The 16,010-nt window shown below is 67.4% G+C and carries 17 protein-coding genes; 9 read left to right on the top strand and 8 right to left on the bottom strand.

Annotated elements, in window-relative coordinates; translation table 11 throughout:
- Nucleotides 1-171 precede the first annotated feature (171 nt).
- The 9 genes from rpsB (at nt 172) to VF584_22535 (ending at nt 8,156) form a co-directional block, all read left to right on the top strand.
- Nucleotides 172-1,053, top strand: coding sequence for a 30S ribosomal protein S2 (rpsB, locus tag VF584_22575; GenBank protein HEX8212978.1), 882 nt, complete (start codon nt 172-174; stop codon nt 1,051-1,053).
- A 125-nt stretch (nt 1,054-1,178) separates the two neighbouring features.
- Complete coding sequence (tsf, locus tag VF584_22570) at nt 1,179-1,775, top strand: translation elongation factor Ts (GenBank protein HEX8212977.1); 597 nt, start codon at nt 1,179-1,181, stop codon at nt 1,773-1,775.
- Nucleotides 1,772-2,575 (top strand): UMP kinase, encoded by an 804-nt coding sequence (gene pyrH / locus VF584_22565; GenBank protein HEX8212976.1) that lies wholly within the window; start codon nt 1,772-1,774, stop codon nt 2,573-2,575. The genes tsf and pyrH overlap by 4 nt, the downstream gene beginning before the upstream one ends.
- Before the next feature lie 18 nt (nt 2,576-2,593).
- Nucleotides 2,594-3,145 (top strand): ribosome recycling factor, encoded by a 552-nt coding sequence (frr, locus tag VF584_22560; protein ID HEX8212975.1) that lies wholly within the window; start codon nt 2,594-2,596, stop codon nt 3,143-3,145.
- Between the two features lie 177 nt (nt 3,146-3,322).
- Nucleotides 3,323-4,069: an isoprenyl transferase gene (locus VF584_22555; protein ID HEX8212974.1), complete on the top strand. Its 747-nt coding sequence runs from the start codon at nt 3,323-3,325 to the stop codon at nt 4,067-4,069.
- A gap of 4 nt (nt 4,070-4,073) precedes the next feature.
- Nucleotides 4,074-4,928, top strand: a complete 855-nt coding sequence (locus VF584_22550) for a phosphatidate cytidylyltransferase (GenBank protein ID HEX8212973.1) — start codon at nt 4,074-4,076, stop codon at nt 4,926-4,928.
- 196 nt (nt 4,929-5,124) lie between these two features.
- A complete protein-coding gene (dxr, locus tag VF584_22545) occupies nt 5,125-6,276 on the top strand; it encodes a 1-deoxy-D-xylulose-5-phosphate reductoisomerase (GenBank protein ID HEX8212972.1) in 1,152 nt (383 codons plus the stop codon).
- Complete coding sequence (rseP, locus tag VF584_22540; protein HEX8212971.1) at nt 6,267-7,634, top strand: RIP metalloprotease RseP; 1,368 nt, start codon at nt 6,267-6,269, stop codon at nt 7,632-7,634. The genes dxr and rseP overlap by 10 nt, the downstream gene beginning before the upstream one ends.
- 144 nt (nt 7,635-7,778) lie before the next feature.
- Nucleotides 7,779-8,156, top strand: a complete 378-nt coding sequence (locus VF584_22535) for a TraR/DksA C4-type zinc finger protein (protein HEX8212970.1) — start codon at nt 7,779-7,781, stop codon at nt 8,154-8,156.
- A gap of 223 nt (nt 8,157-8,379) precedes the next feature.
- On the opposite strand, the gene VF584_22530 is transcribed toward VF584_22535, so the two are convergent.
- From VF584_22530 to VF584_22495, 8 genes are all read right to left on the bottom strand, one after another.
- Nucleotides 8,380-10,536: a M56 family metallopeptidase gene (locus tag VF584_22530; GenBank protein ID HEX8212969.1), complete on the bottom strand. Its 2,157-nt coding sequence runs from the start codon at nt 10,534-10,536 to the stop codon at nt 8,380-8,382.
- 1 nt (nt 10,537) lies between these two features.
- Entirely contained in the window at nt 10,538-10,924 is a 387-nt protein-coding gene (locus VF584_22525; protein HEX8212968.1) for a BlaI/MecI/CopY family transcriptional regulator, read from the bottom strand.
- A gap of 207 nt (nt 10,925-11,131) precedes the next feature.
- Complete coding sequence (locus VF584_22520; protein HEX8212967.1) at nt 11,132-11,752, bottom strand: class I SAM-dependent methyltransferase; 621 nt, start codon at nt 11,750-11,752, stop codon at nt 11,132-11,134.
- Nucleotides 11,753-11,823: 71 nt separating this feature from the next.
- Complete coding sequence (locus tag VF584_22515) at nt 11,824-12,576, bottom strand: DUF3667 domain-containing protein (GenBank protein HEX8212966.1); 753 nt, start codon at nt 12,574-12,576, stop codon at nt 11,824-11,826.
- Nucleotides 12,577-12,851: 275 nt separating this feature from the next.
- Nucleotides 12,852-13,454 (bottom strand): alpha/beta fold hydrolase, encoded by a 603-nt coding sequence (locus VF584_22510; GenBank protein ID HEX8212965.1) that lies wholly within the window; start codon nt 13,452-13,454, stop codon nt 12,852-12,854.
- A gap of 247 nt (nt 13,455-13,701) precedes the next feature.
- Complete coding sequence (locus VF584_22505; GenBank protein HEX8212964.1) at nt 13,702-14,421, bottom strand: hypothetical protein; 720 nt, start codon at nt 14,419-14,421, stop codon at nt 13,702-13,704.
- A 340-nt stretch (nt 14,422-14,761) separates the two neighbouring features.
- Complete coding sequence (locus tag VF584_22500) at nt 14,762-15,229, bottom strand: hypothetical protein (protein HEX8212963.1); 468 nt, start codon at nt 15,227-15,229, stop codon at nt 14,762-14,764.
- Complete coding sequence (locus VF584_22495; protein ID HEX8212962.1) at nt 15,207-15,620, bottom strand: hypothetical protein; 414 nt, start codon at nt 15,618-15,620, stop codon at nt 15,207-15,209. The genes VF584_22500 and VF584_22495 overlap by 23 nt, the downstream gene beginning before the upstream one ends.
- Nucleotides 15,621-16,010 lie beyond the last annotated feature (390 nt).

Here is a 16,010-nt window from a genome sequence, read left to right as displayed (position 1 = left end):
GCGCCGGCACCGCGCCGCTTCCTGAAAGCCGGCACATCCTGCACACCGCCCGACGCTTGCCCCGGGTGCCGCGCCGTGAAAGGCCGGTCGGGGCGGCGGATGACGGCGGTGGAAGCCCGGGCGCCGAGGGGCGCCGCGGGGACAACCAGATTCTTACAGGCAAACAGCAGCATGGCTCAGCCCTCCATCCAGGACCTCCTCGAAGCCGGCGTCCACTTCGGGCACCAGACGAGCCGTTGGAACCCGAAGATGCGCAAGTTCATCTTCGCGGAGCGCAACGGGATCTACATCATCGACCTGAAGAAGACGCTCCGGCAGATCGAGCTCGCGCAGGAGCTGGTGCGCAGCATCGTTTCGCGCGGCGAGCGCATCCTCTTCGTCTGCACCAAGAAGCAGCTTCGCCAGGTGATCCAGAGCGAGGCCGAGCGCTCCAACTCGTTCTACGTGACCGAGCGCTGGCTGGGCGGGATGCTCACCAACTTCGCCACGATCAAGAAGCAGATCCGCCGCCTGCGCGAGCTGGAGCGCGGGCAGGAGGAGGGCGCCTTCGACTTCTACACGAAGAAGGAGCGCCTGATGCTGGACCGCGAGCGCGAGCGGCTGGAGAAGTACCTGAGCGGCGTCAAGGACATGGCCCGCCTGCCGGGGGCGCTCTTCGTGGTGGACTCCAAGAAGGAGCGCATCGCGGTTCAGGAAGCCAACAAGCTGGGGATCCCGGTGCTGGCCATCGCCGACACCAACGCGGACCCGGACGTGCTCACGGTGCCGATCGCCGGCAACGACGACGCCATCCGCTCGGTGACCGTGATCTCGGCCGCCATGGCCGACGCGGCGCACGAGGCCCGCATGTCGATGCCGGATGAGGCGCGCCGCCGCGCCGACGAGGCGGAGGTGACGTCGTACTCCACCGAGACGGGCGCCGGGGCTCCGGCGGACCGTGGCGACCGCGACGGCCAGAAGCGCCGCCCGCGCCGCAAGCGCCGCACGACCGGTGGACCGGGTGCCGGCGGCATGGGCGCCGAGGGCGGGGCCGAGGGCGGCGACGCGGAGTAAGGCGCGCCGACGGCCGGGTAGTTTCTCGGGGCCACTGGCGCAAAGCGCTCGTGGCCCCGATTTTTGCAGCCGCGCCGGGGGCGCGGCACTGGACTTAACGGACCTACGAGGATACCGAAACGGCTATGAGCTTCACTGCCCAGGACGTAAAGGCGCTCCGCGACCGTACCGGCGCGGGGATGATGGAGTGCAAGACCGCCCTCACCGAGGCCGGCGGCGACCAGGAGAAGGCGATCGACCTGCTGCGCACGCGCGGCGCGGCCAAGGCCGCCAAGCGCGCCGAGCGCGAGGCCACCGAGGGCGCGGTGGGCGCCTACATCCACATGGGTGGCAAGATCGGCGTGATGGTGGAGGTCGGGTGCGAGACGGACTTCGTGGCCCGCAACGACACCTTCCAGGCGCTGGTGCGCGACATCGCCATGCACATCGCGGCGGCGGCGCCCACCTCCGTGTCGCGCGACCAGATCTCGGCCGAGGTGCTGGAGCGCGAGCGCAACGTGTACCGCGAGCAGATGCGCGAGAGCGGGAAACCGGAGCACATCTGGGACAAGATCGTGGACGGCAAGGTGGAGAAGTTCTACGCGGAGAGCGTGCTCCTGGAGCAGCCCTTCGTCAAGAACCCGGACCAGACGGTGGGGGAGATGATCACCCACGTCTCCGGCACGACGGGCGAGAAGATCGAGGTGCGCCGCTTCACCCGCTACCAGCTGGGCGAGCAGTGAGCGCCGCCGGCGAGCTGGGATCGGTCGCCCCCGGCGAGGGGGTGGATGGTCTGAAGTATCGCCGGGTCCTCCTCAAGATCTCCGGCGAGGCCCTCGCCGGAGATCAGAGGTTCGGGATCTCCCCGCCGGTGGTGGACCGCATCACGGAGGAGATCAAGCACGTCCACGACATGGGCGTGGCCCTCGGCCTGGTGATCGGCGGGGGGAACATCGTCCGCGGGACGGCGGCCAGCGCCGAAGGCATGGACCGCGTCAACGCGGACTACATGGGGATGCTGGCCACCATCATCAACGCCCTGGCGATGCAGGACGTCCTGGAGCGCAAGGGCGTGCACACGCGCGTGCTGACGGCGATCCGCCTGGAGCAGCTGGCCGAGCCCTACGTGCGCCGCCGCGCCATGCGGCACCTGGAGAAGGGGCGCGTGGTGATCTTTGCCGGGGGCACGGGAAACCCGTACTTCTCCACCGACACCGCGGCGGTGCTGCGCGGCATCGAGATGGAGGCGGACGTCATCATCAAGGCGACCAAGGTGGACGGCATCTACTCGTCCGACCCCAAGAAGAACGCCGACGCCGTCTTCATCCCGGAGATCACCTACCTGGACGCGCTCTCGCGCGAGCTGGGGGTAATGGATGCGGCGGGGCTCTCGCTGTGCAAGGAGAACGACATCCCCATCCTGGTGCTGAACCTGGACAAGCGCCGCGCGGTGGCCGACGCCATCAACGGCGAGAGGATCGGAACGCTGGTCCACTCGAAGGCGCCGGCGCTGGACAGCGAGCCGGAACCCACACCCACCTGAGCCGCGAGTCGAAAGCCAATGCCCAGTCTGGATAAGGCCCGCCAGCGGATGGAGAGCGCCCTGGAAGCGCTGCGCCGCGAGTTCGCCAGCGTGCGCACCGGCAAGGCGTCGCCGGCGCTGCTGGACTCGATCCGCGTGGAGGCGTACGGGAGCAAGGTGCCGCTGAACCAGGTGGGAACGGTGGCGGCGCCCGAGCCGCGCCTCCTCACCATCACGCCGTGGGACAAGAGCCTGCTGAAGGAGATCGACCGCGGGCTGCGCGAGAGCGACCTGGGGCTGAACCCGTCCAACGACGGGAGCATCATCCGCATCCCCATCCCGGCGCTGACCGAGGAGCGCCGCCGCGAGTTCGTGAAGCACCTCCACAAGATGGCGGAGGAGGCCCGCGTGGCGGTGCGGCAGGCGCGCAAGGACGCCAACGACGAGGTCAAGGCCAGCCAGAAGAAGGAAGGCCTCTCCGAGGACGACGTCCGCCGCGAGCAGGACAAGGTGCAGAAGCTCACCGACCAGTACATCGGCAAGGTCGAGGAGATCCTGAAGCACAAGGAAGCCGAGGTGATGGAGGTCTGACCTCGAAGACGGCGGTTTCACACAGAGACACAGAGGGAACGGAAAGAACCGCGGAAAGCGGTTCTCTCCGTTCCCTTGCTGTTTTTCTCTGCGTCTCTGCGTGAAACGGCCGTGCCGGCACTTCGCCGCCAACTCCTTGCTTTGACAAACCTCTCTCCGGGGTCCATCTTCCCCCGCATGTCCAGCAGCGACCTCCTCCAGCAGATCCGCACCGGCGGAGAGATCCCCCGGCACGTGGCCATCATCATGGATGGCAACGGCAGGTGGGCGAAGCAGCGGAGCCGCCCGCGCACCTTTGGGCACCGCGCCGGGATGCGTGCCGTGCGCGAGGTGGTGGAGGCCTCCGCCGATGCCGGGGTGGAGGTGCTGACGCTGTACGCCTTCTCGCAGGAGAACTGGGGCCGCCCGCCGGCCGAGGTCTCCGCGCTGATGGCGCTGCTGGAGCTGTACGTGCGCCGCGAACGGGAGGACCTGCGCGGCAAGGGCGTGGAGGTGCACATGATCGGCGAGGTGGACCGCCTGTCGCCGCGCACCCGCCGCGCCATGGAGTCGCTGGTGGACCACACGGCCGGCGGGCGGCGGCTGCGGCTGAACCTGGCCATCTCGTACGGCTCGCGCACCGAGATCGTGAACGCCGCGCGCCGCCTGGCCGAGCGCGTCCTGGACGGCACGCTCGTCCCCGGCGAGATCGACGAGAAGCTCTTCGCCCAGCAGCTGTACACCGCGAGCGACCCCGATCCCGACCTCCTGATCCGCACCTCCGGCGAGATGAGGATCTCCAACTTCATGCTCTGGCAGCTCGCCTACTCCGAGATCCACGTGACCCCCGTGCTCTGGCCCGACTTCACGCGCGAGCACCTCTTCGGCGCCATCCGCGACTTCCAGCGCCGGGAGCGCCGCTTCGGGCGCGTGCTGGCGAGCTGACGCCGTGGCGCGCAACGAGACGCTGACCCGCACCCTCGTCGCCGCGGTGCTGATTCCCGTGGCGGTGGGGGCGATGTACCTGGGAGGCTGGGTGCTGGCCGCGCTGCTGGCGGCATCCGCCGCGCTTTCCGCGCTGGAATTGTTCCGCATGGCCGCGCTCAAGGGCCCCCGCGCGCTCCCGGCTCTGGGCGCGGCGGGGGCGGTCGCGCTGGTGGCGGCGGCGGCGCTGTGGCCCACGCGCGGGCTGGACAACCCGCTCCTCTTCGGCATCGTGGCCGCGACCGTGATCGTGGCGTGCACGGCGGCCATCTGGGCGCGCGGCGTCGCCGGCGACCCGCTTCTCGCGGTGTCGGTCACCGTGTTCGGCGCGGCGTACACGGGGCTCCTCCTCTTCGCGCTCTTCCTGCGCCACCTGCCGGGCGTGGAATCGCCGCTGCACGGCATGGTCATCCTGCTGGCGCCGGTAGTGCTCACCTGGATCAACGACAGCTTCGCCTACTTCGGCGGGCGGACCTGGGGAAAGCGCAAGCTGATCCCCAAGGTGAGCCCCGGAAAGACGGTGGAGGGCGCCGTCTGCGCCCTCTTTGGCACCCTTCTCTCCGCCGTGGGGTATGGATTCCTGCTCGCCCGCTTCCCCTCGTACCAGATGGGGATCGTGGAGGCGGCGGCGTTCGGCGTGCTGATCTCGGTGTCGTCGCAGACGGGCGACCTGGCGGAGTCGCTGTTCAAGCGCGACGTGGGGGTCAAGGATTCGGGCAAGCTCCTCCCCGGCCACGGCGGCGCGCTGGACCGCTTCGACTCGCTCTTCTTCACGCTTCCGATCGGGTACGCGTTCTTTCGGTACGTCGTGGGTGCGTGATCCGCAGGATTGTGGTAGGGGCATGATTCATCACGCCCGCCCTCTCCCTGCCCCGACCGATGCTCCACGCGCGAAAACCTGGTAGGGGCAGCCCCGCGTGGCTGCCCGTGCCCTGAAAATGCGCCGGGGCCGGCCCGCGAACGTACTCGGCACCTGGCACTCGGCACTTGGCGCTTCCGTTCTCCAGGACTTCCGTTTGAAGGGCGTTTCCATCCTCGGCGCAACCGGATCGATCGGCCGGAGCGCGCTGGCCGTGCTGGACCAGCACCCGGACCGTTTCCGCGCGGTGGCGCTCACCGCGGGTACACGCGGCGAGGCGCTTGGTGCGCTGGCGGAGCGATACCGGCCCGATCTGGCCGTCGTGGCGGAGGGCCCGGTGCCGGCGGGCGCGTGCGGGGGGACCCGCTGGCGCACCGGGCGCGAGGCGCTGCTGGAGGCCGCCACCCACCCCGACGCCGACGTGGTGCTCAACGCGCTGGTCGGCGCGGCGGGGCTGGAGCCGACGCTGGCGGCGCTGCGGGCCGGAAAGCGGGTCGCGCTCGCCAACAAGGAGTCGCTGGTGTGCGCCGGGCCGCTGGTGCTGCAGGCCGCGCGCGAGGGCGGGGGAGAGCTGCTGCCCGTGGACAGCGAGCACAGCGCCATCCTCCAGTGCCTCGCCGGGAGCCCGCCCGAGGCGGTGCGGCGGCTGGTGCTGACCGCGTCCGGCGGCCCCTTTCGCTGCTGGACGGCCGAGATGCTCGCCGCCGCCACGCCCGCCGACGCGCTGCGGCATCCCACGTGGGACATGGGTTCCAAGGTCACCATCGACTCCGCCACGCTCGCCAACAAGGCGTTGGAGGTGATCGAGGCGCACTTCCTCTTCGGCGTGCCGTACGAGCGGATCGAGGCGGTGGTGCACCCGCAGTCCATCATCCACTCGATGGTGGAGATGGTGGACGGGTCGGTGCTGGCGCAGATGGGGTTCCCGACGATGGAGCTCCCCGTGCTGTACGCGTTGAGCTTTCCGGAGCGGCTGGTGTACGAATGCCGGCGCTTCGATCCCGTGGCCGCCGGGGCGCTGACCTTCGAGGCGGTGGACGAGGAGCGCTTCCCCGCCTTTGCGCTTGGCGTGGCGGCGGGGAGGGAGGGCGGCACCGCGCCGGCCGTCTTCAACGCGGCCAACGAGGTGGCGGTGGCGCACTTCCTGGGTGGAAGCCTCGGCTTCCCCGGGATCGCGGAAGCGGTCGGTGAGACGCTGGCGCAGTGGCGCGGCGGCCCCGCGGATTCGCTGGGGGCGGTGCTCGAGGCGGACGCCTGGGCCCGCCAGACGACGGAAACCTTTGTGCGGAACTACGTGCCTTGCTGCTGAATATCGCTGCTTTCCTGGTCGTGATCGGGGTGCTGGTGACCATCCACGAGGCGGGGCACTTCTTCGCCGCCAAGTGGGTCGGAATCCAGGTCCCCCGCTTCTCCATCGGCTTCGGGCCGCGCGTGGTCGGCTTCACGCGCGGCGAGACGGAGTACGTGATCTCCGCCATCCCGCTGGGCGGCTACGTCAAGATGGCCGGGATGGAGGACGACGAGGCGCAGTCGGTGCTGGAGGGCGGCTCCGAAGGGGTGCCGGTGGACCCCGAGCGCACCTTCGACTCCAAGCCGCTCTGGGCGCGCACCCTGGTGATCTCGGCCGGGGTGATCGTCAACTTCCTCTTCGCGGTTCTCGTCTACGGCGCGCTGGCCGCGGCGTACGGCGAGCGCATCGTCCGCATCACGCAGGTCGCGACCCCCGAGCCGGCTACGGCGGTGGGCCCCGCGGCCGAGGCGGCCAAGATCCCCTTCGGCGCGCGCGTCGTGTCGGTCGGCGGGCAGCCGGTCAGCTCGTGGGGCGACATCCGCAGGGGGATCGTGGATGCGGTGCCGGGGCCGCTCCCGGTGGCGCTGGAAGGTGGCCGCACGGTGACGCTGGTGGTGCCCGAGGGGCGCACGGCGCGCATGGAGGTGGCGCGCTCCATCCAGCCGCTGATCCCCGCGGTCATCCCCAGGGTCGAGCCCGGCCAGCCCGCCGCGCGCGCGGGAATGAAGGCCGGCGACCGCATGGTGGCGGTGAACGGGAAGCCGGTGCAGGGGTGGAACGACTTCGTGCGCGTGGTGCGCGCCAGCCCCGGGCTCCCGCTCCCCATAGAGGTGGAGCGCGGTGGGCGGCGCGTGCGGATGACCATCACCCCCGCCACCGAGCGCGAGGACGGGCCGGACGGCAAGGCCATCACCGTCGGCCGGATCGGCGCGTATCCGCCGGAGGTGCCCACCGAGCGCCGCTCCGTCGGGCTGGGTGAGGCGGTGAAGACGGGGTTCACGGACACCTGGGACGGCACCGTGTCGATCCTGGACGCGCTACGCGACCTGATCACCGGCCGCACCTCCGCGCGCAACATGGGCGGGCTGCTCACCATCGGGCAGGCATCCGGCCAGACGGCGCGGATGGGGCTGGACGTCTTCCTGGCCTTCCTGGCCTTCTTCTCGATCAACCTGGCCGTCCTCAACCTCCTGCCGATCCCGGTGCTCGACGGGGGCCACCTGATGTTCCTGGGCATCGAGGCGGTGCGCGGCCGGCCGCTATCGGTGGAGACGCGCATCCGGCTCTCGCAGGTCGGCCTGCTGATCGTGGTGGCGCTGATGCTGTGGGCGAACGGCAACGACGTGGTGCGCGTGATCGAGCGTTTCGGCAGCTGAGCCCGCGGGGGTGTACTGATACCGCGGGTTTGGTTATTTTTCAGAGTTTCGGACTTCCAGGCGGTGCGGCCAGGAACGTGTCTCCGCTCCCCTCCCGCCACACGCGTCCAGCCCAGTTCCCCAACCATCAGCAGTGAGAGCGGCATGGATCGGACACAGCTCGAGCAGATCGAGCGGCTTCTGACGCGCGAGCGGCAGAAGACGCTGAGGTCTCTTGGTCGGTTTCAGGAGCAGTCGTCGCGGACGCGCGATTCGGCGGACGCGGACCTGTCCAGCTATTCGTTCCACATGGCGGACCAGGGAACCGACGCGATGGAGCGTGAGAAGTCGTTTCTCTTCGCCAGCAAGGAGGGGCGCTACCTGTACCGCGTGGAGGAGGCGCTTCGCCGCCTGATCAACAACCCCACGGAGTTCGGACTCTGCCACTCGTGCAAGAAGCCGATCCCCTTTGAGCGCCTCGAAGCGCTTCCCCACGCGCGCTACTGCCTGGATTGCAAGACGCGCGAGGAGCAGGCGGCGTAAGCTGTTGATGGTGACATGCAAAAGGGCGGGCCCGCGAGGGTCCGCCCTTTTTTGCTGGGGTTGGTTCGGGCGAGTGAACTCGCTGCAACAACAGCACAAAGTCCGCCTGCGCGGACTCCGGGCCGATGCCGGTGTGCACGAGCCGGCTTCAGCCGCCTTCCCGTAGTTCCAGCCGGGGGCTTCAGCCCCCGGCGACCCACCGCCGGGGCCATTCCCCCTACCGTCAGCGAAGCTCCGCGCGCAGGCGCTCCAGCGCCTCCGCCACCCGGGCCTCCAGTGCCCGGATGCGCCGGGGGGCGTCGAGCGCGGTGATCTGCCGTTCGATGGCCGCGACGCTCTCGTCCACCCGCAGAGCGGCGATGCGCCGGTTCACTTCGGCGATGCGCGACTCCGGGTCGAACTGGGCGATCTGGCGCTCGATGGCTGCCACCTGCCGGTCCACATCCAACTCCGCTCTCTCCCTCTCGACCGCGCGGACCCGGCTGTCCACGTCGTAGCGGCGGATCTCCTCCTCCAGCTCGCGAATCGCCTCCCGGTGCTGGGCGACGCGCCGGCTGATCCGCTCGTTGTCGGCCCCGCTCTGAGAGCGCGCCGAGGCGGTGAGGCTGGCGATGGCCCCCCGCTCGGAGGCGATCTGCCCTTGCAGTCCACTCAGCTGCCCGCGGATGGAGGCGATCCTTCCGTTCAGGCTGCTCTCCTCTCCACGCAGCGACGCGATCTGGCCGCGCATGCTGCTTACCTCGCCCCGCAGCGAGGCGATCTCCCCATGCAGGCTGCTGCGCTCCCCGTGGATCGACGCGATCTCCCCGCGCAGGCTGCTCTCCCGGCCGCGGAGCTGGCTCAGCTCCCAGGTGGCGTCCAGGAGCGCCAGGAGCCGGCTCTGCCACGCCTGGGCCGACGCATCGACGCCGCGCTGGGCGCCGTTGACCGCATACGTCGCCTGTCCGCCCGCGATGTTCATCTGCCGCACGTCGCCCCGCTGCTCCGTCTCCAGGACCACGCGACCCGCGCGGCTCGGCCAGCTGCTCGGGACCGCATCGTCGTCCCGCAGCCCCTCCGCCCGCGCGCAGATGCGCAGGTCATCAAAGGAGCGCTGCACGATCACCTCGTTCCCCGCGCGCCCGGACCGCTCGTAAATGGTCGACACCCCGTTGTCGTCGCTCATCGACACCGTGCCGCTGAACGTCTCCCCGGTGCCCCTGGACCAGCACGACTCCTGGCGAGTCAGGACGGGGGCGGAGGGCGTGGTGGCGCTCGTCACGACCGGTACGATCGCCGCGGGACGGGCGGCGACGTTCTGCGCGAGCACGGGCCGCAGGGGCGCGACGGCGGGGGTGCTCGGCGGCGCGATGGGTTGGGCCGCCGCGATGCACACGGTGACCGCGGCGGCCGCGACCGCCGGGAGCACGATTCCGCGCCGCGCGGCGGGACGCGTTGGGGCGTTGAGAATGACCATGAGTCGAGCCTCCAGGGATGAGCGTCGGACGATGGGGAGCGCCGCGCCCGCCAGCACGGGCGGTGCGGCGTCGGCGAAGTGGAGGAGCACGCCGGCGTAGGCGGAGGGGCGCACCCCCAGCGCGAGCACGGCTTCGTCGCACGCCTGCTCGCAGGCGGCGGCCGCCTGCCTCGCCGCGATCCAGGCCAGGGGATGGAACCAGTACAGCGTGAGCGCGGCGCGTCCGAGCACCTTGCGGAGCGGATCCCGGCCCGCCAGGTGCGCGATCTCGTGGGCCAGCACCATCGCGCGCAACTCGTCCGGCCACTCTCGCGCGGTGGGAGGGACGAACACCGTGGGGCGCAGAAGACCGCCCGCCATCGGCGTCTGCACCGCGGGGGAGGCGAGGATTCGCACCGGGCGGCGCATTCCCAGCCGTCCCGCGAGGTCGGAGGCCGACGCGCGCCAGGCCGGGTCGTCCATCGCCTCCGCGTCTTTGGCCACCCAATGCGCCCGGAGCAGCGCCGTGAGCAGCGCGGCCAGGGCGGCGAGCACACCCGCCAGCCAGACGGCCAGGGCCACACTGCGCACCGATGGAAGCGGCCTCGTCGCGACAGGTTTGGCGGTGCGCGGGGCGGCGGATGGCGCGGAGGAGCCGCGATGTGCCACGGGCGCGGCGCGGGGTGCTTCGGCGAGCGCGGCTACCGGCGCGGGGCCCTCGGCCGCAACGACCGAGAGCGGACGCGGCGCGGGGAGGGGGATGCGCAAGCCGGGGAGCGCGACTGCAAGAAGGGGGAGCGCAAGGAGCCCCGCGAACGTCGCGCTCCAGAGCCGATGCCGGTCCGCCGCCGCTCTCCGCCGGAGCAGGAGTCCCGCGGCCAGCGCGGCGATCAGCAGGGCGCTCGCCTTAAGGAGGAGGAGGACCATCGGAGTCAGGTTGGTCATCTCAGCGTCCCTCCTGCGCGGCGTCATCGATAAGGCGCTTCAGGCGCTCCCGCTCCTCGTCGTCCAGCTTCCCGCGCCCCACGTCCAGCAGCGTGGCCAGCGCGGACTCCAGCGAGCCGCCGAAGAAGGTGCGCAGCAGGTGCTGCACCTCGGATCGCCGAGCGGTCTCGCGGGCGACCACGGGCCAGTAATCGTAGCGCGGACCCTCCTGCTGAATGCGCAGATGGCCCTTGTTCACCAGCACGCGCAGCACGGTGCGCACGCCCGCGTCGGTGGGCGGATCGGCCATCGCGGCGCGTACCTCGGCCGCGGTCGCGTGGCCGCGGGCGTAGACGATGTCCAGGATCTCTTTTTCGCGCTTGGTCAGCGCGGGTCGGTTCTGTGCCATGAAGCCAGTGTACACGCGAGGTGTGTAAAAAGCAACGCTCTGTGTAAAAACGCACGTTCGGCGGCATACGCATGCGCATCACCAGCACCAGATGGGCCGGTGGTGCGTCCGTACACAGTAGATTGGCGAAGATGGTATTTGGTTGGAGGGCTAAGCCGCCGCGCCCGTTTTCGGCCGAAACGGGCGCGGCGCCATTACTGACTACGCTCAGCCGGCGCGTGTACGGGCGGGCCTTGCCACGGCAATGCACGTGATCCGGCTCCCGTGGCGGGCCAGGGTGGTGAATTCCTCCAGATGCAGTCCCGCGGCGTGGATCTGCGCTTTGAAATCGTCTTCGTAGGTCACCCTGCCGAAGTCGATGCTCGTGACCCGTTTCAGCATGGGCTTGAGAAGCTCCATCCAGCGGGCTGGCTGTTTCTGGATGGTTTGGGTGAAGAAGATGGATCCACCTGGCTTCAGGAGCGTGCAGCAGTGCCGCAACGCCTGCTCGGGCTCGGCCAGGAGCATGAAGCTGCCGGAGAAATACACGGCATCGTACGGCCCGCCCCGATGATCGTAGACGGACTGCAGACGCACCTCGGCTAGATCGGCCAGCGAGGAATCTCCCAGCCTGCGCCGCGCGCGCTCAACGTAGTCCGCATCCACGTCGATGCCGACGATGCGCAGGCGCTTCCGCGTCACCGAATCGGCGTTGGCCAGCAGAGCGCCGGCCGTGCCGATCCCCACGTCCAGCAGCGCGGCGCCCTGGGGCACGCGCGCCAGCACCTCGGCGTACCAACGCGAGGTGAGTCGGAGGATCAGTAGGTCGTAGATGAAGCTACGGATCATGGGCTCCGGCGGATCCGCTGTGCAAGCGAGGTGGTCCGAGTGCAGGTAACGCTGGCTATGATTCGGCTCACTCAGCCTATGCCCGCCAGGAGAGCAATCGCGCCGGTAACAAGCATCGCGGGGATATAGCCAGCAACGAGAAGAGCGAGCTTGGCGGTGGTTTTTACCCTGGTTTGCCGGTAGACGGCGCGCATGGCAAGGAACAGGTAGATCAGCATGACGGGGACGAACAGGGAGCCGGTCCCGTCCGACAGCCGGACTCCCTCGGGCAGCATCGCCAGAACTCCCAGGACGATGAATGCAAACGCATGGAGGTGGAGCGCGAAAATCAGGTGTTCGAGATAATGTCTCCGTTGGCGGAGGTACAGGAGAAACAACAGAAAAGAGAAGAGCGGAAGTAGGAGGAACATGGCGCGCGAGAGGAGGTCGATGAACTCGAGCTGAGTGCTGCGTTCATATCTGGATCCCGCCCTTCCCGCCACCCCAGCAGCGTACGTCATCAGGCATTCAAACGTGCGCCTCTCGCCGACGCACGACTGCTGCCTGGCTGCTGGCGAAGCGCCAGAACGCTCCTGGATCGCCGTATTCCGCCCCGCGACCGCCTGCTCCGGCCCGCGCAACGCGGCGGAGAGCCCGCCCTCCGCCGCGGTCTTGAACCAGCTGCCCACAAAGAGGAGCGCGGCTGCAAGGAGGTAGAGTTGGAGCGGCCGGATGTAGCGGGCGCGCCGCCCGTCGAGGTACTCTCGTGTCAGGAACCCGGGCTGAAGGAAAAGCGAGCGCAGCGTTCGAGGCAGCTTGGCATCGACGGAAAAATGCTCCTCCATCTCTTTCCCGATCCAGCGACGCAGGGACGACTGCGTTTCACCCGCGTTCTGTCCGCACCCATGGCAGAACTCCCCCACTAGCTGCGCACCGCAGTTAAGACAGCGCGGGTTCCCTTTGTCATCAGACGTTCCATCCGGGATAGGCTCTGACATTGGAAGTTCCCGAGGGCTACCCATTCACGAGCACCCGAGGAGGGTAGGAACGGCGCCTTGTACGAGCTAGTCGCACCCTGCGCGCCAGGCTCGGCGGATAGCGGCTCAGCAGGCCCGGTATCCTATTTGAGGAAGCCGAGGAGCAGAGCATTGAATGCCTCCGGCACGTCCTGGTTGACCAGATGCCTCCCTCCCGCAAGGCGCACGACGCGCACCTGCGGCACCTCCGCCTCCACGCGCGCCGCGACTGCAAGGTGGTCCGGAGTGTCGCCCTCACCTACGATGAGCATGCGCGGCATGGTGAGCGCGCGCAACCGCGCTCGCCCCGCTTCGTGCGTCAGCGGCGGCGCGGCGCCGGGTGGGATCGGCACCCCCGGCGGCGGCCCGCTCGTGGAGACGAGCGCCAGCTTGCTCACGCGCTCCGGATGGGTGGCGGCGAAGTCCAGAGCGACGCCTGCCCCCATGGAGATGCCCACGAGGGAGGCCCGCTCGATGCCGAGATGGTCCAGCAGCAGGCGCAGGTCCTCGGTGGTGGAGTAGGGTCCTGCAGGTGCGGTGGAGCGGCCATGTCCACGCGCGTCGTAGCGGACGAGGCGGAAGGAGCGGGCGAGGGGACCGGCCTGCGAATCCCACATGGTGAGGTCTCGGCCCCCCGCATGGAGGAGCACCAGCGGCGGGCCGCTGCCTCGCACGTCGTAGTAGAGAGTACCACGCTCGACCGTCACTCGCCCGGTGTCGGACGCGAGCGGCTCCGCGCCGGAGGCTGATCCGGTGCCCGCATGCGGGGCACAGGCCGCAAGGAGGGTGCAGGTAGCACCCACGACCAACGAGAGAAGCGCGCACATAGCGATGTTCTCCACTTAAAGCTGCTTAACACCAAGTTAGCGGCGTCCGGGCTGCACCTCCGCTACCCTTCAGTTGCCTGTCTCCAGACCCCGGCGTCCACTGCAACGCTTTATTCGGAAAGCCGTGTCAGGCGGGGGGCTTAGCCGCATAAAGCGTGAGTAACTGCGTCGCGATCTGCGCAGTTGTCTCTTGGCGCAAGGCGTGATCGCGATCGCCCAGAGATTCCAAAATCTGAACGGCCATTCCGACTGCATTAATGCGCTCTAGTATCGCGACGTACTCCTTGGCTTGTTCCATTGTTGAGCGATAGATCACAAGAAACGTTGCGCCTATCAGGTTTACGAGTATCCCACTGCCGGCCGCAACGACGGCGGGCCCGATAGCTTGTGGCGAGTCGAACGCTTTTGACACTCCGTAGCCGATGAGTATGAAGCCTACGACCATTACAATGGAAGTAAGCCAGAAAATTGAGCGAACTTGGTTTAAATTCCGGTTCAAATAAGTTTCCAGCTTCACTCTTGCGAGCTCCCACGCAGCTTGCGGCTCGGTGGGGTTCTCGTGAAAGCGCCTCTCTACCTGCTCAATCTTTTGTTCCCGCTCGGAATAGTCGACCGCCTGCTGACGTGCATAGACCCCTATCCCGAGCAACGCTGCGACTGCGCCAATCCCGGCACCCACCGGTCCAGTGACGGACTTATTCAATACGTCGGCTTCGCCGAGCGCAACAACCAAGATAGCGATCAACGTGAGAGCGATTGCTACAGCCAGCGTCTTTCGGACAAAGCGACCACCTTTTCGCCATGCACGAATGAGTTGAACCGCGACCCCAAAGTAATTTGAGAACATCCTTTATAGGTTGGTTGGGCAGAGGCGGAAAACGGATGTGTGAAGATGTTGTCCGATGGACGGAACAGCAAGGAGAAAGTTCGGGCCAGTGGACTCAAAGGCCGGATTACGCGCGCAAGCTCCTTTGGGTAGAGAAGCGTGGCACTCAATAGTTTGCTGCAGAAGGCTAAGCAGTGGGTGAGGACCAGCGCCGTTCAAATAATCGAGTGAGGATGCACCGAATGCGGGTTTGGATTCTAACTTCAATATAGCTCAGCCGCGAGCGCTCGCGACGCGCGAGCCGAACGCACATCACGCAGATTCGGCCTAGCTACTGCCTCAAGTACCGGGTGCGAGCCAACTAGACCGTCCCGTGGTCTTCGGGTTGGATCTCCTCGATGAGCTGTTCGAGTTGATCGACTTGCTCCGGTGAAAGTAACTGAATGGCGTTAGGGTCCGACGCGGGGCCGGTGAGGATACCTGCAGCCGGGGGGAGCGGATGCCGGCTAGTTACCATCAGCCGAGCCAGACTCTCCATAGCCGCGGGCTCGACATTTACAATCTGGAGCTGTTGTGGTGAGTATGTCAGAATTGGCTGGGCACGATCCTGCTCCGGTCCCTTGATGACGTATCGTCCGACCACTGCCAACACACACAGGGCGAACAGTCCACAAGCTATGTACGCTACCACCTCGTACTTGTCCGCAGCGAGGCCAAAGAGCACAATTGCGCTGATGCTTAACGCAAAGATAAGCGCATGACTTGACCGGAGGATGCCCTGCAGCGCCATTCTGACATAGCCGCTGCTATTCGATGGTGATTGAGCCATCTTCCGCAATTTCCGGGTTGAAGGATTCCCACGGTGATTTGTGGTAAAGAGTGAACAAACGGATAATGCGACGCGCGCTCGCACCAAATTGGACAGTGCTATTTGCGAATGTGCAAGAGTAAACAGAAAACAACCCAGTTTCTGTGACAAGCGTGCAGTTGTGGAAGCAGCAATTGGTGAACGTGTACCCATCCAAATATAGCGTCTGTCCCTTGTAATACCTGTCGCGAATATTTTTAGCGAGCGCTCCAAGAATAGCTTGGAATGCGGGATTTGGCTCTGATACCGCCTGCCCAGATTCCTGATTCTGTCTCGCCTGCTCGATTCTCTGGAGAGCCAACCGAGCCGCAGCTCGTAATTGCTCGTGGCGTTCCTGCTGATCTTCCGCCATTCAGCTTCCTCCGGTGGCGATTGAGGCACTTTTCAACCAAAGAGCACCATCTTGAACGGAACGGTAGTGGGGGCTCCGCCTGCCTGCAAGTGCGGTGACTGCGAGTGCGGTGACTTGCATAGCTTTGCTTGGGCCCCAGAAGTCTGCGCAATTGCAGATTGCGGATAAAACCCTCTAGCTGATCGGAGTTTTGAGCACCGCTGATCTGCAAGAAGGAGGGCACGTATCCAATACCCTCACCCTTTTTAACTAGTGTCCATCCGGAAACTCGGAAGCGAGGCGGGGGCAAAGAGATGACGGCGCACCCGGGTGTGTTGGATCTCGCGCGGAAGGCGTAGGTTTGGGTTGCGAAGCTCAAACCACCTTACGCGGAGCACACTCGAATGCGCC

It is taken from the genome of Longimicrobium sp. (assembly GCA_036389135.1).
Classification (GTDB): Bacteria; Gemmatimonadota; Gemmatimonadetes; order Longimicrobiales; family Longimicrobiaceae; genus Longimicrobium.
The sequence above is the reverse complement of the archived record's forward strand: the minus strand, read 5'-3'. Positions and strand labels throughout refer to the sequence as shown.